Source organism: Streptomyces sp. NPDC051776 (genome assembly GCF_040681345.1).
Taxonomy (GTDB): domain Bacteria; phylum Actinomycetota; class Actinomycetes; order Streptomycetales; family Streptomycetaceae; genus Streptomyces.
Genome location: NZ_JBFAYQ010000042.1, coordinates 26582 through 47684, shown reverse-complemented (window position 1 = coordinate 47684; position 21103 = coordinate 26582). Strand labels below are relative to the sequence as shown.

At 72.9% G+C, this 21103-nt stretch carries 21 protein-coding genes and 1 riboswitch; of the genes, 10 read left to right on the top strand and 11 right to left on the bottom strand.

The window, feature by feature from the left end:
- Nucleotides 1–26: 26 nt before the first annotated feature.
- Nucleotides 27–782 (top strand): SDR family oxidoreductase, encoded by a 756-nt coding sequence (locus AB0M26_RS25670; protein ID WP_365264294.1) that lies wholly within the window; start codon nucleotides 27–29, stop codon nucleotides 780–782.
- A 202-nt stretch (nucleotides 783–984) separates the two neighbouring features.
- Here AB0M26_RS25670 and amaP read toward each other — a convergent pair whose 3' ends face one another.
- From amaP to AB0M26_RS25645, 5 genes are read right to left on the bottom strand one after another with little or no spacing between them, the layout of a single operon-like run.
- Nucleotides 985–1584, bottom strand: coding sequence for an alkaline shock response membrane anchor protein AmaP (gene amaP, locus AB0M26_RS25665; RefSeq protein WP_365264292.1), 600 nt, complete (start codon nucleotides 1582–1584; stop codon nucleotides 985–987).
- A gap of 7 nt (nucleotides 1585–1591) precedes the next feature.
- Complete coding sequence (locus AB0M26_RS25660) at nucleotides 1592–2338, bottom strand: DUF6286 domain-containing protein (protein WP_365264289.1); 747 nt, start codon at nucleotides 2336–2338, stop codon at nucleotides 1592–1594.
- Complete coding sequence (locus tag AB0M26_RS25655; protein WP_365264287.1) at nucleotides 2335–2760, bottom strand: hypothetical protein; 426 nt, start codon at nucleotides 2758–2760, stop codon at nucleotides 2335–2337. The genes AB0M26_RS25660 and AB0M26_RS25655 overlap by 4 nt, the downstream gene beginning before the upstream one ends.
- A gap of 6 nt (nucleotides 2761–2766) precedes the next feature.
- Nucleotides 2767–2952, bottom strand: coding sequence for a hypothetical protein (locus AB0M26_RS25650; protein ID WP_365264284.1), 186 nt, complete (start codon nucleotides 2950–2952; stop codon nucleotides 2767–2769).
- 59 nt (nucleotides 2953–3011) lie between these two features.
- The gene (locus tag AB0M26_RS25645) at nucleotides 3012–3494 is read right to left on the bottom strand and encodes an Asp23/Gls24 family envelope stress response protein (protein ID WP_365264281.1); all 483 of its coding nucleotides are present in this window, start codon (nucleotides 3492–3494) and stop codon (nucleotides 3012–3014) included.
- A gap of 195 nt (nucleotides 3495–3689) precedes the next feature.
- Here AB0M26_RS25645 and AB0M26_RS25640 point away from each other — a divergent pair, with 195 nt between their 5' ends.
- A complete protein-coding gene (locus AB0M26_RS25640) occupies nucleotides 3690–4565 on the top strand; it encodes a hypothetical protein (protein WP_365264279.1) in 876 nt (291 codons plus the stop codon).
- A 207-nt stretch (nucleotides 4566–4772) separates the two neighbouring features.
- On the opposite strand, the gene AB0M26_RS25635 is transcribed toward AB0M26_RS25640, so the two are convergent.
- The 3 genes from AB0M26_RS25635 to AB0M26_RS25625 form a co-directional block, all read right to left on the bottom strand.
- On the bottom strand, nucleotides 4773–5558 hold the full coding sequence (locus tag AB0M26_RS25635; protein WP_365264276.1) for an enoyl-CoA hydratase/isomerase family protein: 786 nt from the start codon (nucleotides 5556–5558) through the stop codon (nucleotides 4773–4775).
- A gap of 127 nt (nucleotides 5559–5685) precedes the next feature.
- Complete coding sequence (locus AB0M26_RS25630; RefSeq protein ID WP_055472015.1) at nucleotides 5686–5907, bottom strand: helix-turn-helix domain-containing protein; 222 nt, start codon at nucleotides 5905–5907, stop codon at nucleotides 5686–5688.
- Between the two features lie 353 nt (nucleotides 5908–6260).
- A complete protein-coding gene (locus AB0M26_RS25625; protein ID WP_365264274.1) occupies nucleotides 6261–7859 on the bottom strand; it encodes an ABC-F family ATP-binding cassette domain-containing protein in 1599 nt (532 codons plus the stop codon).
- Between the two features lie 340 nt (nucleotides 7860–8199).
- On the opposite strand from AB0M26_RS25625, the gene AB0M26_RS25620 reads away from it, so the two are divergent.
- Entirely contained in the window at nucleotides 8200–8619 is a 420-nt protein-coding gene (locus AB0M26_RS25620; protein WP_365264272.1) for a VOC family protein, read from the top strand.
- Nucleotides 8620–8890: 271 nt separating this feature from the next.
- On the opposite strand, the gene AB0M26_RS25615 is transcribed toward AB0M26_RS25620, so the two are convergent.
- The 3 genes from AB0M26_RS25615 to AB0M26_RS25605 form a co-directional block, all read right to left on the bottom strand.
- Nucleotides 8891–10306, bottom strand: a complete 1416-nt coding sequence (locus AB0M26_RS25615) for a hypothetical protein (protein ID WP_365264270.1) — start codon at nucleotides 10304–10306, stop codon at nucleotides 8891–8893.
- A 313-nt stretch (nucleotides 10307–10619) separates the two neighbouring features.
- Nucleotides 10620–11747 (bottom strand): alpha/beta fold hydrolase, encoded by a 1128-nt coding sequence (locus AB0M26_RS25610; RefSeq protein ID WP_365264268.1) that lies wholly within the window; start codon nucleotides 11745–11747, stop codon nucleotides 10620–10622.
- Between the two features lie 293 nt (nucleotides 11748–12040).
- Entirely contained in the window at nucleotides 12041–12712 is a 672-nt protein-coding gene (locus AB0M26_RS25605; RefSeq protein ID WP_365264266.1) for a class II aldolase/adducin family protein, read from the bottom strand.
- A gap of 202 nt (nucleotides 12713–12914) precedes the next feature.
- On the opposite strand from AB0M26_RS25605, the gene AB0M26_RS25600 reads away from it, so the two are divergent.
- The 7 genes from AB0M26_RS25600 to cobO all read left to right on the top strand — a co-directional run bounded on the left by AB0M26_RS25600 (nucleotide 12915) and on the right by cobO (nucleotide 20822).
- Nucleotides 12915–14177 carry an inorganic phosphate transporter gene (locus AB0M26_RS25600; protein ID WP_365264263.1) on the top strand — a complete coding sequence of 421 codons (1263 nt, stop codon included), beginning with the start codon at nucleotides 12915–12917 and terminating at the stop codon, nucleotides 14175–14177.
- A gap of 57 nt (nucleotides 14178–14234) precedes the next feature.
- Complete coding sequence (locus AB0M26_RS25595) at nucleotides 14235–14474, top strand: hypothetical protein (RefSeq protein WP_365264261.1); 240 nt, start codon at nucleotides 14235–14237, stop codon at nucleotides 14472–14474.
- Nucleotides 14475–14638: 164 nt separating this feature from the next.
- Nucleotides 14639–14771: riboswitch (cobalamin riboswitch) on the top strand.
- Between the two features lie 142 nt (nucleotides 14772–14913).
- Nucleotides 14914–15999, top strand: coding sequence for a cobalamin biosynthesis protein (locus AB0M26_RS25590; RefSeq protein WP_365264259.1), 1086 nt, complete (start codon nucleotides 14914–14916; stop codon nucleotides 15997–15999).
- Nucleotides 15996–17540: a cobyric acid synthase gene (locus tag AB0M26_RS25585; protein WP_365264256.1), complete on the top strand. Its 1545-nt coding sequence runs from the start codon at nucleotides 15996–15998 to the stop codon at nucleotides 17538–17540. The genes AB0M26_RS25590 and AB0M26_RS25585 overlap by 4 nt, the downstream gene beginning before the upstream one ends.
- 191 nt (nucleotides 17541–17731) lie before the next feature.
- Nucleotides 17732–17860, top strand: a complete 129-nt coding sequence (locus AB0M26_RS25580) for a hypothetical protein (RefSeq protein WP_365264254.1) — start codon at nucleotides 17732–17734, stop codon at nucleotides 17858–17860.
- Nucleotides 17857–20226 carry a putative cobaltochelatase gene (locus AB0M26_RS25575; RefSeq protein WP_365264251.1) on the top strand — a complete coding sequence of 790 codons (2370 nt, stop codon included), beginning with the start codon at nucleotides 17857–17859 and terminating at the stop codon, nucleotides 20224–20226. The genes AB0M26_RS25580 and AB0M26_RS25575 overlap by 4 nt, the downstream gene beginning before the upstream one ends.
- Nucleotides 20226–20822 carry a cob(I)yrinic acid a,c-diamide adenosyltransferase gene (gene cobO / locus AB0M26_RS25570; RefSeq protein ID WP_365264249.1) on the top strand — a complete coding sequence of 199 codons (597 nt, stop codon included), beginning with the start codon at nucleotides 20226–20228 and terminating at the stop codon, nucleotides 20820–20822. The genes AB0M26_RS25575 and cobO overlap by 1 nt, the downstream gene beginning before the upstream one ends.
- Nucleotides 20823–21103: the final 281 nt, after the last annotated feature.

Here is a 21103-nt window from a genome sequence, read left to right as displayed (position 1 = left end):
CCGGGCGATGGGACACCATGTGGGGCATGGATCTTGAACTCAAGGACCGGGTGTACGTCGTCACCGGCGCCTCTCGCGGGCTGGGTCTGGCCTCGGCGCGCGAACTCGTGGGCAGCGGCGCCAAGGTGGTGCTCAGCAGCCGCGACGAGCAGGCCGTCACGGACGCGGCGGCGGAATTCGGGCCGGACACGACCGCCGTCGCCGCGGACAATGCCGATCCGGATGCGGCCGACCGCCTCATCGCCACGGCGCGTGCCCGCTTCGGCCGCTTCGACGGCGTCCTGATCAGCGTCGGGGGCCCGCCTCCCGGGACGGGCACCGATACCACGGACGAGCAGTGGCGCACCGCCTTCGAGTCCGTCTTCCTCGGCGCCGTGCGCATCGCGCGGACCGCCGCGGCCGAGCTCTCCGACGGGGGCGTGATCGGCTTCGTCCTCTCCGGCTCCGTTCACGAGCCGATCCCCATGCTGACGATCTCCAACGGACTGCGGCCCGGGCTCGCGGGCTTCGCCAAGTCCCTGTCGGTGGAGCTGGGGCCGCGCGGCATCCGTGTGGTCGGGCTGCTGCCCGGCCGTATCGACACCGACCGGGTCCGGGAGCTCGACGCGCTCTCCGGCGACCCGGAGGCCGCCCGCGCGCGCTCGTCGGCGCATGTTCCGCTGCGGCGCTACGGCAGGCCGGACGAGTTCGGGAAGGCCGCGGCGTTCCTCCTCTCCCCCGCCGCGTCCTACATCACGGGCGTGATGCTCCCGGTCGACGGCGGAGCCCGGCACGGATTCTGACCGCGCCGCTGCTGCCGGGGCGGTTGCGGGCCCTGCCCTCGGAGAGGGCTCCAACAACGGTTCCGCTGGGGCGGATTGGCTCCGTTTCGCGCGGTGCGCCGCCGGATGTCCCGGGCCGGCGGGTTCCCGACAGCCTTGCGTCCGCACGTGGGTCTGCGTTCGCCTCCCCGCCCGTCGACGGTCTGCCGGACTCCCGCCCGCGTCAGAGGACGCGTTCCGCAGGATGACGGACTGCGCGGAAGTGGAACTCCGCCGGGAGGCGGTCGAGTCCCGCGGAGTCGCGCGCATGGGCCAGAGCCTCCCCGGTCAGACGGTTGAGGGCGTCGGCCGGGGCGGCATGGGGTTCCAGAAGAAGGGCGACACGGGTCTCGGGCGACGTACGGCGGCGGCCCGTCAGGACGACGTTCGCGCGGGAGACGCCGTCCATCGCCTCGGCCTCCGCGTTCAGCACGTTCTCCATGGCCCGTCCCCGCAGCAGTGCGCCCGCGCCGTCCCCGCTGTCCACGAGGACCTCACGAAGGCGACGACGCCGGAGCTGGGCCAGGAACCACCACAGCATCAGCACGAGGAGGACGGTCAGCACCGCGAAGACGGTCGGCCACCACCAGCCGTCGTCGCGGTAGCGGGTGCGGTCCGCCTCGGTCAGAACGACATCGTCCGGCCCCGAGAAGGGCCACCAGTCCGGCAGTTCGAAGCCCCAGCGCCGCGGCAGGTCCAGCCCGGTGAGGAGAACGGATCCGCCAAGGGCGAAGAGCGCGAGCGCGAGCAGTCCCAGCAGGGCGCGGTTGACGATCCTCAGCATCGGCACGTCACCTCTTCGTCGGGCGTCGTACGTGTACGGAAAGGGCGAGCGGCCGGACCAGGCCGAGTTCGTCGAGCCCGACGGCCAGGGCCGCGCCCAGATCGGTGCGCACCTCGTCGAGGCGGCGGAAGTGGGCCGTCGCGCGGACCTTGACGCGTCGGCGGCTGACGCCCACCCGTACCGACTGGACGCCCGACACCTCCATCGCGCGGTCGCGGAGGACCAATGCGGCCGCGGTGCGGTGGAGTCCCGCACGTACGTCGTCGGCACCCGCGACGTACGAGGGCTTCCGCATGGTGAGCAGCGCCCGCAGCCCGGGGGTGGCCACGAGCAGCAGCAGCCACAGCCCGATCACCGTCGCGGCCGCCGCGCCGCCGATCATCCAGCCGTCGTCCAGCGGCCGTTCCGCGAGCCCGTCGGCGAGCCGGCGGCGCCACTCCATCGCGCTGCGCCCCGCCCGTACCGCGGAGACATCGTAGAGGGCCAGGCCCAGCCCCGCGGTGGCGACGGCGGCGACGATGCCCGCCGGGACACGGCGGTCCGACCAGAACCGGCGCGGCTTGTCGTCCCCGGTCGGGCCCTGGTAGTCCGCGGCGGACGTGGATTGCTCCAGGTCGGAGCCGCCGCCCGCGCCGGGATCGCCGCCGGGGCCGTGCTCGCCCCCCGCGCCGGGTTCCCGCTCGACCGTCGGCATGCGCCGGGTGCTGCCGGAGGTGCCGGAAGCGCCCTTCGCATCCGGTGCGTGGTCGCTCATGTGACCCTCCCCTGCTCCGTGGCCCGCGACTGCTCGGAGTGCAGTCGTTCCACGAACACGGAGACCTCGGGCACGTCCATGCCCGCCAGGGCCCGTACCCGCTCCGTGACATCACGACGCACGGCTCCGCATTGTGCACCGATGTCGCAGGGATAGCCCAGCTCCAGGGCTACTCGGATCCGCGCCTCACCGAAGGGGGGAACCGCCCCGCCCTGCTCAGGGGCCCGGCGGAGGGAGACCGTCGCGTGCGGCCGACGCTCGGCGGGCACCCACTGCACCGCGGGGGCGCCCCGCAGAGCCTCCTTGGCGGCGCGCGCGGCGATCTTCGCAACGACCCGGTCCGCGATACGGGTGTCCCCCCTTTCCCCGGCGGCCACGAGCTCGGGCGCCGGTTCCGCCGCGGTGTCGGGCTCCTCCCGCACCGGCGATCACCGCCGCCGGTCGTCGCGGGGACGGAAGAAGTCGCCGAGCTCCAGGTCGCCCTCGAGGAGGCGGCCGACCACGAGCCCGACGACGCCCAGTGCCCCCACCAGCAGGAACGCGCCGAACCCGCCGAAGTATCCGGCAAAGCCCAGCGCCATGCCGGCGATCATGCCGATCAGGGCCATGCTCATCGTGCGCTCCTTCGGTTGTGCCTGAGCCGCCGGTCCAGTCCGGGCCCCCTACGGCTTGGCTACTGGATGCGCGGCCCCTCTTCCTCTTCTTCCTCGTCGGGCAGCTTCACATCGCTGACCGCGATGTTGACCTCCACGACCTCCAGACCCGCCATCCGTTCCACCGCGGAGATCACGTTCTCCCGCACGGCCCGCGAGACATCGGCGATCGACACCCCGTAGTCGACGACGAGCTCCATGTCGATCGCAGTCTGGACCTCGCCGACCTCGGCACGGACTCCGCGGGTGACCGGGGGCCTGCCGCCCGGAACCCGGTCACGTACGGCGCCGAAGGTGCGGGAGCCGCCAAGCGTGTGGACGCCGAAGACATCACGCGCCGCAAGGGCGGCGATCTTCTCCACGACCCCGTCGGCGATGGTGGTGCGGCCACGGGTGGCCGGGTCCCCGCCGCCGCGTGCCGTGCCCAGCGTCTTCCTGGCGGGCTCGCTCGCGGACGGGGATTCCGGTGTCTCGGTCCGTTTCCGCTGTGCGGTCTCGGGCATGTCCGATCATCCCTTCCGAGGTGAGAACGCCATTTCGCCCCTTTGCCTACATTAAGTGTGAATCCGACGTGCCGCTCCAGGGGCGCGGCAGGCGTGGGACGGACGCTGTACCCGTGGCGGGCGGTCGCGGGGACGGCGAACGCACCGGTGAGAGGGACGACGAAGCGTGTGGACGAGCCGAGGAGGGTGAGGCCGATGGTCACGGACGTGTGGACCGACGCCATACGGCAACAGCTCGGGCTGGGCCGGATCCTGCCGCTCGGCGGCCCCGACGACGGCGCGTGGATCACGGAACGGGCGGCGAGCGATGTGCTGCGCCTGGCGGCGGACAGGCTGCGCGGAGTACGAACGGGCCGGATCCGGCTCTCCCTCGCCGACCCCGGCGCGGCGGACGAGCCGGCCGTGCCGCCTCCGGCGAGCGCCCTCCCCCCGGGACTGCTGCGCGTGGAGGCCGAGTTCGCGGCCTGGACGCGGCAGCCGCTCCCGGAAACCGCGGAGCGGCTGCGCGAGCTGCTGCTGGCTTCCGCGGAACACGACGTAGGACTGGAGGCGCGGGCCGTCGATCTCCGGGTCACCGACCTCCTGGACAGTGAACCGGGCGCCGGGGAGCAACCGGGGCAGCACGGCCGGGGAGGGGACGAGCAGGGGCCGGACGGCAGGGCAGACCGTGAGCAGACCGGGGACGAGCAGCAAAACGACGGCCGGGACCGGGATGCCGCGGAGCCCGGATCGGAGGGGGAGCCCGGATCGGAGAAGCAGCGGGGCGACGCCGGCCAGGAGAGCAGGCAATCGGAGCCCGACACCGTACGCCACGTGACCGACGCCGTCGTTGCCGTCCCCGGTGTGACGCGGCTCGCTCCCGCGCTCGGCAGGCTCGGCCGCGCCGTACGGATCCGTGACGAGGAGCAACCCCAACGGCGCCATGTCGAGGTGCAGTTGGCGACCGCGCTCAGCCATCGCACGCTGGACGTCGCCCGGGCCGTACGCTCGGCCGTGACCGCGGCGGCTGCCGCCGACACTGCCGTCACGGTGACGGTGGCCGTCCTCGTGACGGCGGTGGAGCAGCCGTGATCCGGGCGGGCTCGCTGCCCGCCCGGTCACGATCGCAGGGGTGCCACCGGCGGCTCGGTCGCCTCCGCGCGATTCGTCCCCGGTACGTCGCGCTTCCCCGCACGTCATGCTTCCCGGGACGTCATGCTTCGCGGCACGCATGAACCGCCGTCATCGGTCCTTCGAGGAGTCGGTTCGGTCACGGTGTCCCGCCCTCAACGCGCCCGTTCAGTCGCCGACGCCCGCGAGGTCGCGGAGGCGACGGGCCTGCGCGCCCCGCTCCGCCACCCGCTGCTCCTCGTACGTGCGCTCCGTCGTACCGCGCAACAGCGCCTTGGTCTCGACCACGGCGTTGCGCGGGGCAGCGAGCAGGGCGGCGGTCAGGTCCGCCACCGCGCCGTCGAGCTCCGCGGCCGGTACGACGAGGTTGGCGAGGCCGGTGCGCTCGGCCTCGGCGGCCTGGACGTAGCGCCCGGTGACGCAGATCTCCAGCGCGCGGGCGTAGCCCACCAGCCCGACGAGCGGGTGCGTGCCGGCCAGGTCCGGGACCAGCCCGAGGCTGGTCTCCCGCATGGAGAATTGCACGTTGTCAGCGCAGACGCGCAGGTCGCAGCCGAGCGCGAGCTGGAATCCCGCGCCGATCGCGTGCCCCTGCACGGCGGCGACGGAGATGATGTCGTTCCGCCGCCACCAGGTGAACGCCTCTTGGTACTCGGCGATGGTCGCGTCCAGGTCCGCGTCGGAACCGCGCGCGAGGTCGATGAAGGACGGCTCGCCGTCGAAACCCTCCGGGGTGAACGCCTGCCGGTCGAGCCCGGCCGAGAAGGACTTGCCCTCTCCGCGCAGCACGACCACACGGACACTGCCCGGCAGGATGCGCCCCGCCTCGGTCAACGCACGCCACAGGGCGGGCGATTGGGCGTTGCGCTTGTCGGGGTTGGCGAGGGTCACCGTGGCGACGGTTGCCGCGTCGTCGGCGGTGAGCCGTACGCCGTCCTTGTCCAGCAGGGTCATCGGGTGCCTCCGGATGGGCCGCAGTCGAACGGTCGACGATCGGGTCGACCCTACTGCACAGTAACCACCCGGGCGATCGCCGGACCGACCGGGTGGCACTGCCCAATTCCCTGCCGGGGGTGCCTCGTCAGGACGCCGGAGCCTTCTTGCCCCGAGTGGCTCCACCACGACCACGGAGGGTCACCCCGGACTCGCTCAGCATCCGGTGGACGAACCCATACGAGCGGCCGGTTTCCTCGGCCAGCGCCCGGATGCTCGCACCGGAGTCGTACTTCTTCTTCAGGTCAGCCGCGAGCTTTTCGCGCGCGGAGCCGGTCACCCGGCTGCCCTTCTTCAGAGTCTCGGCCACCCGTGCCTCCTCATGGGAAGTGCGCTCTGGACTCTCATGATCACCCCTTGGGGGCTTCCTGGCCACCCATTCGGCAAGGTCTCTGCGACGAGCTTCGCGCCGCCGCAGCGCACAGCCACAATCGGACTCCGCAATTCCGCGCTGCGCGGAAATCGTCACTGTGCGCAGTCGGTCGAGAACGTCCAGGTCAGCGCAGCGCCCTACGACCGGACTCGACCGGTGGAGGTCTGGACCACGCAGGCAGCCGGCAGCCGAGGCGGCACGCCGGAGGATGACCTTGACTCACTCAGATGATGGATCACGCCTAGGCCGAATGATCCATACGAAGTGGATCAGGTGACGAAGGAAGTGGATCAGGCGAGCGCGACGAGATCCGCGTAGTCGTCCCCCCACAGGTCCTCGACGCCGTCGGGCAGCAGGATGATCCGCTCCGGCCGGAGTGCGTCCACGGCTCCTTCGTCGTGCGTCACGAGCACCACAGCGCCGGTGAAGGTCCGGAGCGCACCGAGGATCTCCTCACGGCTGGCCGGGTCGAGGTTGTTGGTGGGCTCGTCGAGCAGCAGGACGTTCGCCGAGGACACCACGAGGGTGGCCAGTGCGAGCCGGGTCTTCTCGCCGCCGGAGAGCACCGCCGCGGGCTTGTCCACGTCGTCGCCCGAGAAGAGGAACGAGCCCAGCGTCTTGCGGATCTCCACGAGATCCATGTCCGGTGCGGCGGACCGCATGTTCTCCAGGACCGTGCGGTCCGGGTCCAGTGTGTCGTGCTCCTGGGCGTAATAGCCGAGCTTGAGGCCGTGGCCGGGTGTGACCCGGCCGGTGTCGGGCTGCTCGACCCCGGCCAGCAGGCGCAGCAACGTCGTCTTGCCCGCGCCGTTGAGACCGAGGATGACGACCCGGGAGCCCTTGTCGATCGCCAGGTCGACGTCGGTGAAGATCTCCAGCGAGCCGTACGACTTGGACAGGCCCTCGGCGGTCAGCGGGGTCTTGCCGCAGGGCGCGGGGTCGGGGAAGCGCAGTTTGGCGACCTTGTCGCTGCGGCGCTCCTCCTCGAGGCCGGAAAGGAGCCTTTCGGCGCGGCGGGCCATGTTCTGGGCGGCCACCGTCTTGGTGGCCTTGGCCCGCATCTTGTCGGCCTGGGAGTTGAGGGCCGCGGCCTTCTTCTCGGCGTTGGCGCGCTCGCGCTTGCGGCGCTTCTCGTCGTCCTCGCGCTGCTGGAGGTACTTCTTCCAGCCCATGTTGTAGATATCGATCCGGGAGCGGTTGGCGTCCAGGTAGAAGACCTTGTTGACGACCGTCTCGACGAGCTGGATGTCGTGGGAGATGACCACGAAGCCGCCGCGGTAGGTCTTCAGGAAGTCCCGGAGCCAGAAGATCGAGTCGGCGTCGAGGTGGTTCGTCGGCTCGTCGAGCAGCAGGGTGTCGGCGTCCGAGAAGAGGATCCGGGCCAGCTCGACGCGGCGGCGCTGACCGCCCGAGAGCGTATGCAGGGGCTGCCCGAGCACCCGGTCGGGGAGATTGAGGCTGGCGGCGATGGTCGCGGCCTCGGCCTCTGCCGCGTACCCGCCCTTGGTCAGGAACTCGGTCTCCAGGCGCTCGTACTTCTTCATCGCGCGCTCGCGGGTGGCGCCCTTGCCGGTGGACATCCGCTCCTCGTTCTCGCGCATGCGGCGCAGCACGGTGTCGAGCCCGCGCGCGGAGAGGATGCGGTCGCGGGCCATCACGTCGAGGTCGCCGGTGCGCGGGTCCTGCGGGAGGTAGCCGACCTCGCCGGTGCGGGTGACGGTGCCCGAGGCGGGGATGCCCTCGCCCGCGAGGACCTTGGTGAGCGTGGTCTTGCCGGCGCCGTTGCGGCCGACGAGACCGATGCGGTCGCCCTTGGCGATGCGGAAGGAGGCGGACTCGATGAGGATGCGGGCGCCGGCGCGCAACTCAAGGCCGGTGGCGGTGATCACGGAAAGGCTCCAGGACAGCAGAAGAGGGCGTCGGGCTGGCGGGATGAGGCGGCCGCGCGCAGAGCGCACCGGCAGGGCCGGGCGGCGTGGGCGGACCGGCGACGCCGTCTAATGCACAAGGAGAATTGCCATGACGTGAAGTCTAGCGGTGCCATGCAACTGGTTTTCCGGGCCAAACGCCCCCGGCGTCTGCGCTGAGGTGGCCCGTCGCCGTGGGACGCGACAGGCCGAAGTGACGCATTTCACTCATACTCGGCTCATCGACCGCCGTCGCGCCCCGTGTACCGGTTCCACCGGGCGACGGCGCGCGATGACACAGATGCGACGAGGAGTGAACCTCATGGCGGACACCAGCGGTCCGGTTCGACCGACGATCTGTCCGACCTTGCTGTACGACGACGCCAAGGCCGCCATCGCACTCCTCACCGAGGCCTTCGGCTTCCGCGCGGACGCGGTGTACACCGGCGAGGACGACATGGTCGCCCACGCTGAACTCAGCTATGGCAACGGCGTGGTCATGCTCGGTTCGAAGCGCCGGGAGGGCGTCTTCGCCCAGACGATGCAGAACGCCGGGCCCTCGGGAATCCACGTCGTCGTCGAGGATGTCGACGCGCACCACAGGAGGGCCGCGTCCCATGGCGTCGAGATCCTGATGCCGCCGACCGACCAGGACTACGGGTCACGGGACTACATGGCCCGGGACGCCGAGGGCAATGTCTGGAGCTTCGGTACGTACGCACCGAGCGGCCCGGCCGACTGACGTCCCCTCACCGGCGCCGGTGATCCCGCCCGGGCGGCATCCGCCGGCCCTTGCCGACCGGCAGCCGCCGTCATGCCGGACGCGGTCCTCGCCTCCGACGCCGTCTCACCCCGCCTGACACGAGGCTCCCGCCAGGACGGTCGCCCCCGGAGGTCCTCCGCTTCCCGGTGAGGATCGGCGTGGTCGCGGACTGACCCGACTCGTGCTGCGCCGCGTTGCCGCGCCTGCCTGCTTGGGCAGTCGCCGCCGGTGGTGGCGCGGCGGGCCGTTGCTACGCCTCTCCGGTGTGTACTTGGAAGGCCGCCCTCCGGACGGCCTTGGCGAGCGCCGGATCGGGGTGCGCGGCGGCGAGGGCGACGAGCACCTGCACCGTACGGGGGTGGCCCACTGCCCGTACCTCCTGCAGCAGCGCCGGGACCGTGCCCTGCACCGCCGAGTCCAAGTGGCGTACGAGCAGCGGCGCTTCGCCGTGGTCGGCGACGGCAGCGGCGGTGTCGATCCACAGCCAGGTGGCCTCTTCGCGGGTGAGCACCGCGAGGGGGTCGTCCGTGTCGATGCCCTCCTGCTCCGCCAGCCACATCAACGCGTAGGGGCGCAGGCCCGGTTCGTCGACGACGGACCGCACGGCGGGCTCGGCGGGCGCGCCGACCACGCGCAGCGCCTCGAAGGCGAGCCCGCGCAGCAGGGCATCGTCGCCGCGGGCGGCGTCGAGGAGTTCGGAGACGGCGCTGCCGCTCGGGCGGGCAGCGAGCCAGGCGCGGTACTCGTCCCTCGCGGGGCCGGGGGTGAGACGGGCGCAACCGCGGAGCATGTCCTCCGCGGACCGCTCGATGTTCCCGGCGGGGCTCTGCGCGGCCACGCAGATCTGCTCCAGCTTGACCCATACGGCCCAGTTGCCGAGCGGTGTGAGCCTGGCCTGACCGTCGCCGACGGTCAGCGCGCCGACGCTGACCAGGGCGTCCAGCGCCCAGTCCAGCAGCGCGCCGGAAGGTGGACCCTCGGCGGCGGGCGGCTCGCCTTCCGCCTCCGCCCTGCGCGGTTCGGGAATGCCGCCGCCGTAGGGGACTTCGCAGCGCTCGGTGCGCAGTTCGGCAATGCGCTGCTCCAGCAGATCCTGCAGGGCCGAGACCAGAAAGGCACCCTCGGAGAGCTGGAGCAGGGACAGGAGTTGCGGCACGGCCTCCTCGACCTCCGCAACGGGCCCGGGCGCAAAGGCGGATGGCGCCGGGTGGGCGATCGACCAGGCGTCGAACAGCGCGACCCAGCCGCGCAGCACAGCACCGTCGTCCCGGTCCCATGCCTGCAGCCGCCAGCCGGAGCGGGCGGTGTCACCGTGCAGCTCGACGAGTCCGGCGAGCCGCGCCCGGTCCCAGCCTGCCTGAACCTGGTGCGGCGTCAGCTTCAGTGCAGTCGCGGCTCTTTCGGCCGCCTCCACGCTGAGCGTGCCGCTGTCGCCGGGCCACAGGCAGGCACCGCGGCCGCACTCGGTGTCGGCCCAGCGCGCGATCCGTACGGCGTCGGCGAGCTCCGCCCGCGCCTGCCGCGCCAGTTCTGCCCGCGGCGGTGTGCCCTCGGGCGGCCGCGGCGCGGTTCGGGTACGCCGGCTCGACACGGCCCGGCGGGCGGCGGTCATCGGTCGGCGGGGGACAAGGCGGAGCCGGGAGTCGCGCGGGGTACGGGACGTCACGGGAGCAGTCTTCCCGCTGGCGGCCGGAAAGCCCAATCGGAATCCCCTCGCGCGCATCCGGTACGGCCTGCGCATCCGGCGCACGACGCCTCCGACCTGCACGGGCACCCGTGAAGGCAACACGTGCACAGGGCACTGCCACGAGGATGCGCGACAGGTCGGGCGTCACCACCGAGACCGGGCGGGCGTCACCACCGAGACCGGGCGGGCGTCACTGCTCAAGTGACGGCTGCCCGAGCCGAGGGCGGGCGTTCGCGACCTGCACCTGGCGGCAGGACCACCTCGCGGACCACCTCGAGGAACACCTCGCGTACTACATCAAGGGCGTCAGGAAGCGCCGGAGTGACTCCTCGTAGCCCTCCTGGTCCGCGTTCCACATGCATGCGTGCGGCGCCTGCTCGACCGGGTGGAGCGTGACGAGGTCGGGCCGGGCCTCCGCAAGGTCCTGCGAGGGCCCCCAGGGGGCGATGCCGTCGTCCGGGCCGTGCACGATCAGCGCCGGCACGGTCATACGGCCGGGGTCGAAGGGGGCGGTGAGCGGCCCGCCGTCCAGACCCGTACGCCCTTGCGCGGCGCGTACGGCCAGCGGCAGCAGCAGTCCCGGCGTGCCGTCGGCCGAGGCGAGGGCGCGTACGGTCGCGCGCCAGTCGAGGACCGGCGAGTCGAGCACCAGGCCCTTGATCCGGTTGCGCAGGGAGGACCGGGCCGCGGCGTGCAACGCCATGGTGGCGCCCGTGGACCAGCCGTACAGCACGACGGTCTCGGCCCCGTACCGCACCGCGTAACGGATCGCCGCGTCCACGTCTCGCCACTCCGTGTCGCCGAGGTGGCTGATGCCGTCCGGGGGCCGAGGGGCACCGAGGTCGCCCCGGTAGGCGAGGTCGAGGACGGGGACGCCCTGCCCGTGGAGGAAGGGCAGGACGACCATGGCGTGTTCGCGGGTGGCGCCCAGACCGTGGACGGTGATGACCCAGTTGTCGCGGGCGCCGGGCACGAACCAGGCGGGCAGCGGGCCGAGTTCACCGGGCACGTCCACGTCGGCGTGGTCCAGGCCGAGGGCGTCGCGCGGGTTGCCGATGTGCACCTGCGGGGTGAGCCACAGGCGCGCGCCCGGCTTCAGCGTGCCGTGGGTGACCCGCTCCAGACGGCGTACGACGCAGTCGGGCGGGTGCGGCGCGGACTCCACGACCGGTCCGACGACGGCGTGGGCCCGGCCCCCGGTCAGCCCGTACGTCCCCGGCCGCAGTGAGGCCAGACTGCGCGTCAGGGTGACCTGGTCGGCGTCCGCGGCATGCACGGTGAGGGGCGGGTCGGCGGGCAACGGGCGGGTGCGCGCCGGTTTGAGGGCAGCGTCACACGCGTACCGTCCGGCCGCCACAGCGGCGGCTCCGGCACCGAGCACGGTGGTGGCGGTCGCGGCCGCCGCTGAACGCAGGCGCATCCGTCCCAGTGTGGTCGGCCGTGGGACGGGCGGCCAGCGGGATGACACCGTCCGGGAGCGGCGGGACGCGGGGTCCCCGGCGGTCGGGACCGGGGTCGGGACGGGCGCAGGGCCCCGGCGGCGGCGGAAGGGGTGGAGGCGGCGAAGGCGGCGGAAAAGGACCCGGCGAAGGAAGGGGGCGGCGGAGCCCCGGAGAACGCCCGGAGCGGCACAGGGGACCGGGTTCGGAGCCGACGGGACTGCACTCCCCTGCCGGAACGCCCGGCGGCGGCGACCGGCGCGGCCGCCGCCGCTCAGCTTCCGCCGGAGGGCTGGCCGTAACCGCGGAGCTTCCTCCCCGCCTCGGCCAGCCGCTCCGGCGACAGCAGGCTGGGCTCACGGCCCGGCACGCCGTTCGCGGCGAGCCAGACCCTGCACATCCATTCCAGGTTCGTCGTGCGGTCGTACGCCTCGTCGAGGCTCGCCCCATACGCCACGGTGCCGTGGTTCTGCAACAGGCAGGCGCTGCGGCCGCGGAGGGCGGACAGCATGTTCTCGGCCAATTCTTCGCTGCCGTAGAGCGCGTAGGGGGCGACGCGCACCGGTCCTCCGAGGGTGGCCGTCAAGTAGTGGATGGGCGGCAGCTCGGGGACGAGCGTGGAGACGGCCGTGGCGTGGACCGCGTGGGTATGGACGACGGCCTCGGCGGCGGTGGTGCGGTAGACGGCGAGGTGCATGGGCAGTTCGCTGGTGGGCTCCAGATCGCCGAGGATCCGGTGCCCGGAGAGATCGACGGCGACGGCGTCATGGGCGGCCAGCCGTTCGTACGGCACTCCTGTCGGGGTGACGAGCACCATGTCCCCGACCCGTACGGAGACGTTGCCGGAGGTGCCGACCACCAGGCCGTCGGCGACGGTGCGGCGGGCCGTGGCGACCAGGTCGGCCCAGGCCTCGTTCACCGGTGTCGGCCGTTCCAGCGATTCCATGCGTTCACCTCGATGTCAGTGATCTGTTTCGCAGAACTGGGCGAGACGGCCGTCACCAGGGAGGCCGAATCTCCGCACATTCGGCCGAGAACTGCCCACCGGAGTACAGCAGCACCCCAACGCCGCGTTCAGTTCATCTTCCGTTCACTCACCATCCCTACGGTCACCGTGCCACTGACCATCGAGCTGATTGCCTGGGTGAATGGAACACATCACGCTTCTCATCGGGATCGTGATCATCACGGCCTTGGTGTTCGACTTTACGAACGGCTTCCACGACACCGCCAACGCCATGGCCACCACCATCTCCACCGGGGCGATGAAGCCCAGGACAGCGGTGGCGATGTCGGCGGCCCTGAACCTCGTCGGCGCCTTCCTCTCGGTCGAGGTCGCGGCGACGATCTCCAAAGGCATCATCGACGAATCCGGCATTCAGCCCGAAGTGATCTTCGCGGGCCTGGTGGGTGCCATCGTCTGGAATCTGCTGACCTGGCTCGCCGGGCTCCCGTCGAGTTCATCGCACGCCCTCTTCGGCGGCCTGATCGGGGCGACCGTGGCCTCCGTCGGCTTCGGCGCCGTCCACGCCGACGAGGTCGTCATGAAGGTCCTCATCCCGGCCGTCGCCGCGCCGGTCGTCGCAGGCCTCGCCACACTGCTGGCCACTCGCCTCACCTATCGCGCGGCCCGCAAGGCCGACCCCGACGGCACTGCCAAGGGCTACCGCGCCGGCCAGATCGCCTCGGCCGCGCTCGTCTCCCTGGCCCACGGCACGAACGACGCGCAGAAGACCATGGGTGTGATGACCCTGGCGCTGATCACCGGCGGCGCGCTCGCCCCGGACGCCGACCCGCCGATGTGGGTCATCGTCTCGGCCGGACTCGCCATCGCCCTCGGCACGTACCTGGGCGGCTGGCGGATCATCCGCACCATGGGCAAGGGCCTGACCGACATTCAGCCGCCGCAGGGCTTCGCCGCCCAGACCGGCGCCGCCGTCACCATCCTGGCCTCCTCCCACCTCGGCTTCGCCCTCTCCACCACCCAGGTCTGCTCCGGTGCGGTCATGGGTTCCGGCCTCGGCCGGAAGGGCGGCGTGGTGCGCTGGTCCACGGCCGGCCGGATGTTCCTCGCGTGGGGCCTGACCCTCCCGGCCGCAGGCGTGGTCGGCGGAGCGGCGGCGCTGCTCGCCGAGCGCGGCACCGCCGGGGTCACCGCCGTGGCCGTACTGGCGCTCCTCGCCTGTACAGCGATCTGGGTCGCCTCCCGGCGCCGGCCGGTCGACCACACCAACGTCAACGACAACGAGATCCCCGAGGAGCCGGTCGGGGTCATCACCGCAGCCATCCGGTCCGTCGCCCCGCCGCCGCTGCGCGGTCCTGGCTCGGGCGCAGCGGAGCAGCCGGAGACCGGTGAGGGCGCCAAGGTCGCCGAGCCCCGGTCGTCCAGCGGCTCCAAGGTATCGGTCTGAGTGCCGGCCCGGGCCGGCACGTGAGTCGACAGCAGTAAGCAAGAAGGAAGCAACCGCATGGACATCGACTGGACAGCACTCGGCCAGGTCTTCGGCGTCAGCCTGCTGGTCACCGTCAGCATCGTGGGCCTGTTCACGTTCGGCATCGTCGGCAGTTCCCGGAAGGCCGAGACGCAGCCGGACGGCACGGTCGCGGCGACCGGGTCGCCGAGCCTGCCGGCGCGGATCGGCGCGTACGCCTGCTACGGGCTGTGCGCGGCCGCCGTCGCCTACGGCCTGTATCTGATCGTCGCCTGACGACCCGTCCGCCGCACGCGGCGGCACACCGGTCACTCCCGCGGCCCGGGAACGGCACTGCCGTTCCCGGGCCGCGCTCGTGTGGCGGTCATCTCGCAGGTCATGCGCAAGTTGACGGGTGTTCGCGGGCCGTGGTGGACTGCCAGAGCCAAACGGCGGCAGGGGAGGAAGCCGGTGCGAATCCGGCGCGGTCCCGCCACTGTCACCGGGGAGCGCTCCCCCACCCCAGAAGTCACGGCCCGCAGCGGCGGGTTGGAAGGCCCAGGGGAAGCGCCGATCCGGGGAGCCAGGAGACTCCCACCGCCGGTCACGTCGAGCCAGGGCGCGGACCCTGAGTGAGGACATGTCGCCATGCCCGGCCGCCGTCGTACGTCCAGAGCCCCTGTGCCGTGTTCCCGCAGCGCCCGTTCCCTCAAAGGCACGACGGCGTTCTGATCCGATGCGTGCCGAACACGCCTCCTTCGCGTACGGCGCCGCACTGGGCTTCGCCGCCGACCTGATCGCCGGCGACCCCCGGCGCGCCCATCCCGTAGCCGCCTTCGGGCGCGCCGCGTCCGCCGCCGAACGCCGCCTGTGGCGCGACCACCGCGGACACGGCGCCCTGTACGCGGCGGTGTGCGCGGGCGGTGCCGCCGCCGCGGCGGCCGGGCTGTCCCGTGCCGTGCGCCGCTCCCCCGCCGCGGCCGCCGCCCTGACCGCTGCCGCGACCTGGTCGGTTTTGGGCGGCACCTCGCTCCGCCGTGAGGCGCGGGCCGTCGGCGCTGCCCTGGCGGCGGGCGACATGGAGGCGGCCCGCGAGCGGCTGCCGCATCTGTGCGGCCGGGACCCACAGGCCCTGGACGAGCGGCAGATTGCGCGGGCCGTCGTGGAGTCGGTCGCCGAGAACACCTCGGACGCCGTCGTGGGCGCCCTCGTATGGGGGGCCGCCGCGGGCGTTCCGGGCCTCGTGGGCTTCCGGGCGGTCAACACCCTTGATGCGATGGTCGGCCACAAGTCGCCCCGTCATGTGCGGTTCGGCTGGGCCTCGGCCCGCCTCGACGACGTCGTGGGCTTCCCCGGCTCGCGGCTCACCGCGGCCCTTGCGGCCCTGGCGGGTCCGGATCCGCGCGGCGCCCTGCGCGTCCTGCGCCGCGACGCCCGCAGGCATCCGAGCCCCAACGCGGGGCCGGTGGAGGCCGCGTTCGCCGGGGCGCTGGGCGTTCGGCTCGGCGGAACCCTGGCGTACGGCGGGCATGTGGAGCACCGGCCCGTGCTGGGCGAGGGCAACCGCCCCGTGTCCGTGGGCGATATCGAGCGGGCCGTACGGCTCTCCCGGCGCGTGAACGTCCTCGCGCTCGTGGCGTGCGCGGGCGCGCGCCTGGCGTGGGGGGCGCTGTGCGCGCCGGACGACCGATCGGGGCGTGCGGTGGGTACGGCACGTACGGTGTCGCACCGCGGCCCCTGGACGGGCCGGCGAGGGCGGCCGGACGGGGCCGGGCGGCGCGGCGTACGGGGCACCGTGGCCACGGGGAAGGGATCGGTATGACGCGAGCACGGGGCGGGGGCCTGCTGGTCGCAGGGACGACATCGGACGCGGGCAAGAGCGTCGTCACGGCGGGCATCTGCAGGTGGCTGGCTCGCAAGGGCGTGTCCGTCGCGCCCTTCAAGGCACAGAACATGTCCCTGAACTCCTTTGTGACACGCCAGGGGGCGGAGATCGGGCGCGCCCAGGCGATGCAGGCCGCGGCCGCCCGCATCGAACCGACGGCCCTCATGAACCCCGTCCTCCTCAAACCGGGCAGCGATCGCAGCAGCCAAGTCGTCCTGCTGGGCAGGCCGGTGGGCGAGATGACCGCCAGCCGCTACCACGGAGGGCGCCAGGAGGAGCTGCTGGGAACGGTGGTGGCATGCCTGGAGGAGCTACGGGGGTCGTACGACGCGGTGATCTGCGAGGGGGCCGGGAGCCCGGCCGAGATCAATCTGCGCCGCACCGACATCGTCAACATGGGCCTGGCCCGGGCCGCCCGCCTGCCGGTGGTCGTGGTCGGCGACATCGACCGCGGCGGGGTCTTCGCGTCGTTCTTCGGTACGACGGCTCTGCTCGGCCCGGACGACCAGCGGCTCGTCGCCGGCTATCTGATCAACAAGTTCCGAGGCGACACAACGCTGCTGGAGCCCGGACTGGAGATGCTGCACGGGCTGACCGGACGGCGCAGCCTCGGCGTCCTGCCGTACGCGCACGGCCTCGGCATCGACGAGGAGGACGGCCTGCGGGTGTCGCTGCGCGGCGCCGTGCGCGAATCCGTGATCGCGCCGCCGCACGGCGAGGACATCCTGCGGGTGGCGGTCGCCGCCGTCCCGCTCATGTCCAACTTCACGGACGTGGACGCGCTGGCTGCCGAACCGGGCGTGGTGGTGCGGTTCGTGGACCGCCCGGAGGAACTGGCCGACGCCGACCTCGTCGTGCTCCCGGGCACCCGAGGCACGGTGCGCGCCCTGGAGTGGCTGCGCGAGCGCGGCATCGCAGCCGCGGTCGCCCGGCGGGCGGCGGAGGGCCGGCCGGTGCTGGGCATCTGCGGCGGATTCCAGATGCTCGGCGAGCGCATCGAGGACGAGGTCGAGTCGCGGGCCGGGACCGTCGACGGGCTCGGCCTGCTGCCCGTACGGATCCGCTTCGCCGAGGAGAAGACGCTCGCCCGGCCCGTGGGCGAGGCCCTGGGCGAGCCCGTCGAGGGATACGAGATCCACCACGGCGTGGCCGAAGTCCTCGGCGGCGACGGGCCGTTCTTCACCGACGGGCAGGGGCGCGCGCTGGACGGCTGCCGTGCCGGGCCCGTACGGGGCACGCACTGGCACGGGTCGCTGGAGAGCGACGGGTTCCGCCGCGCGTTCCTGCGGTGGGTGGCGAAGACCTCGGGGCGACGGTTCGTGCCGGCTCCGGACACCTCGTTCGGGGCGCTGCGGGAGGAGCAGCTCGACCGCCTCGGCGATCTGATCGAGGAGCATGCGGACACCGGTGCGCTGCTGCGGCTGATCGAGGACGGCGTGCCTCCCGGCCTGCCGTTCGTGCCTCCGGGGGCGCCATGACGCGGCCGGGTGGCGCGAGTGCCCCCGGTGCAGCGGGGGCCGACCGAACTGCGGCACGGCCCGTCCGAACTGCAGCGGGGGCCGACCCAACTTCGGCACGGCCCGTCCGAACTGCAGCGGGGGCCGACCCAACTTCGGCACGGCCCGTCCGAACTGCAGCGGCTCTCCGTGGCCGGCGCCTGCATCGAGCCGTGCCGGGCCAGGACGACAGCGACGCGGCGCTGTCCCGCACCGGCCATCCGCAGCTCGACCACCCGCAGCTCGACCAACAGCTCGACCACCCGCAGCTCGACGGCGACCTGGAGGGCCATCAGGCATGACCACACGTACCACCGTCACCGATCCCGCTGCCGCGGATCGTTCCTTCGTCCCCCACTATCCGTTCACCGCGATCGTGGGGATGGACGACCTGCGTCTGGGCCTGCTGCTGAACGCGGTCTCCCCGGCCGTCGGGGGCGTACTCGTCCGCGGCGAGAAGGGCACGGCGAAGAGCACAGCGGTGCGGGCTCTGGCCGCCCTCATGCCGCCGGTGGCGGTCGTGCCGGGCTGCCGGTTCTCCTGCGACCCGGCGGCTCCGGACGCGGCGTGTCCGGACGGGCCGCACGAAGCGGGCCCGGGCGCCGAGCGGGCGGCCCGCATGGTGGAACTGCCGGTCGGCGCCTCCGAGGACCGGCTGGTCGGTGCCCTGGACATCGAACGGGCGCTGTCGGAGGGCAAGAAGGCATTCGAGCCGGGTCTCCTCGCGGACGCCCACCGCGGTGTGCTGTACGTCGACGAGGTCAATCTGCTTCACGACCACTTGGTGGACCTGCTTCTGGACGCGGCGGCGATGGGCGCCTCGTACGTGGAGCGAGAAGGCGTCTCCGTACGGCACGCCTCCCGCTTCCTGCTGGTCGGCACCATGAACCCTGAAGAGGGCGAGCTACGGCCGCAGTTGCTCGACCGGTTCGGCCTGACGGTGGAGGTCGCGGCCTCGCGCGAGCCGGACCAGCGGGTGGAGGTCGTGCGACGGCGGCTGGCGTACGACGAAGACCCCGCCGCTTTCGCCGCCCGCTGGGCGGAGGAGGAGCAGGAACTGCGGGAGCGCATCGCTGCGGCCCGTGCAATGCTGCCCTCGGTGCGGCTCGGGGACGGCGCGCTGCGGCAGATCGCCGCGGTGTGTGCGGCGTTCGAGGTGGACGGGATGCGTGCGGACATCGTGACCGCGCGGACGGCGACGGCGCTCGCGGCGTGGGCGGGGCGTACGGATGTGCGCAAGGAGGACGTGCGGCAGGCCGCCCTGCTGGCGCTGCCGCACCGGCGCCGGCGCAACCCGTTCGACGCCCCGGGGCTGGACGAGGACCAACTCGACGAGACGCTGGAGCAGTTCGCGGACCCGGACGACTCCGGCCCCGACTCTGACCCCGACCCGGAGCCGGACGGGGGCGGAGGAGGGACGCCGTCCCCGGACGCGCCATCTCCGGACGCGCCGTCTCCGGACGCGTCGGGTGCCGATGCGCCGCCTCCTGTCGGTGAGGACCTGGGGTCCGAGCCTCCGGTCCCGGAGCCCCGCACGGAGGACGGCACCGGCCGCGACGGGGCGGAGGAGCAGCCACGCCCGCATGCGTCTGCCGCACCGGAGGCGTCCGATGAGGGCGGCCCCGGCGCGGGCGGGCGCGAACAGGCGGCCGTCGGTGCCGCGGAACCGTTCCGGACGCGCACGCTGAGCGTCCCCGGCCTGGGTGACGGAGCCGCCGGACGGCGCTCCCGAGCCCGCGCGGAACTCGGGCGCACGACGGGCGCCCGGCGGCCCCGCGGCCCGCTGACCAAGCTGCACCTGGCGGCGACAGTCCGCGCGGCCGCTCCGCACCAGCACGCGCGGGGCCGCTCGGGCCCCGGACTCCTGCTGCGGCGGGACGACTTGCGGCAGGCCGTACGGGAGGGACGCGAGGGCAATCTCGTGCTGTTCGTCGTGGACGCCTCGGGGTCGATGGCTGCCCGGCAGCGGATGAGCGCGGTCAAGGGTGCGGTGCTGTCACTGCTGCTGGACGCCTACCAACGGCGCGACAAGATCGGCCTGGTGACCTTCCGCGGCACGGATGCGGAGGTCGCGCTGCCGCCCACGTCGTCGGTGGAGGCGGGGGCGGCACGGCTGGAGATGCTGCCCACGGGAGGCCGTACGCCGCTGGCCGCCGGCCTGTTGAAGGCCCGCGACGTACTGCGGATCGAGCGGATGCGGGACGCGGCGCGTCGGCCGCTGCTGGTCGTGGTGACGGACGGGCGGGCGACGGGCGGCCCGGACCCGGTCGCGTCGGCGTCGCGCTCCGCGCGGATGCTCGCGGCCGAGGTAACGGCGTCGTTCGTCGTGGACTGCGAGACCGGGCCGGTGCGGCTGGGGCTCGCGGGGGCGCTGGCCCGCGATCTGGGCGGCACGGCCGTGACGTTGGACGAACTGCGCGCGGACAGCGTCGCGGCCCTGGTCCGCGATGTGCGCGAGGCCGGTGGCCGACGTGATACGGGCGGACGTGATGCGGGCGGACGTGATACGGACCGACTTGACGCGGGCGAACGTGATGCGGGCGGTGCACGCGACGGAGGCCGTGCACGCGCTGGAAGCGGTGCACGCGCTGCCGGCGAGGCACGAGATGCCCGCGGTGGGCGCGATGTGCCGGGAACGGGATCACCGAGGACGAGGAGGGCCGCCTGATGCCACAGGGAAAGCCGAGTGTCGTTCCGGACGACGGGCTGACGACCCGCCAGCGCCGGAACCGGCCTCTGCTGATGGTGCACACGGGGATCGGCAAGGGGAAGTCGACGGCGGCCTTCGGCATGGCGCTGCGGGCGTGGAACCAGAACTGGCCGGTCGGTGTATTCCAGTTTGTAAAGTCCGCGAAATGGCGGGTCGGTGAGGAGCGCGCCCTGCGGGTTCTGGGCGACTCGGGCGAAGGGGGGACCGTCTCATGGCACAAGATGGGCGAGGGCTGGTCGTGGGTCCAGCGCGACATCGAGTCGAGCGAGGAGGCCGCGCGGGAAGGCTGGGAGCAGGTCAAGCGCGACCTGATGGCGGAGACATACCGGCTCTACGTACTGGACGAATTCGCGTACCCGATGCACTGGGGCTGGGTGGACACCGACGAGGTGGTGTCCGTGTTGCGGGACCGCCCGGGCATCCAGCACGTCGTCATCACCGGGCGTAACGCACCGGAGAAGCTGCTCGACGCGGCCGATCTGGTCACCGACATGTCCAAGGTCAAGCACCCGATGGACGCCGGCCAGAAGGGCCAGAAGGGCATCGAGTGGTGAGACCCTCCGGCTCCGGGGCACCGGCGGACGGAACGGTTGCGGGACCGACCGCGGCCCTGGCCGCCGGACCGACGCCCGTTGCGGCGAGGGCACCGACCACCGGACCGACGCCCGTTGTGGTGACGGCACCGACCGCCGCACCCGTTCCGGTGCCGAAGCCGGTCGCCCGGCCGACGCCCGTTGCCGCGAGGGCACCGACCACCGGACCGACGCCCGTTGTGGTGACGGCACCGACCGCCGCACCCGTTCCGGTGCCGAAGCCGGTCGCCCGGCCGACGCCG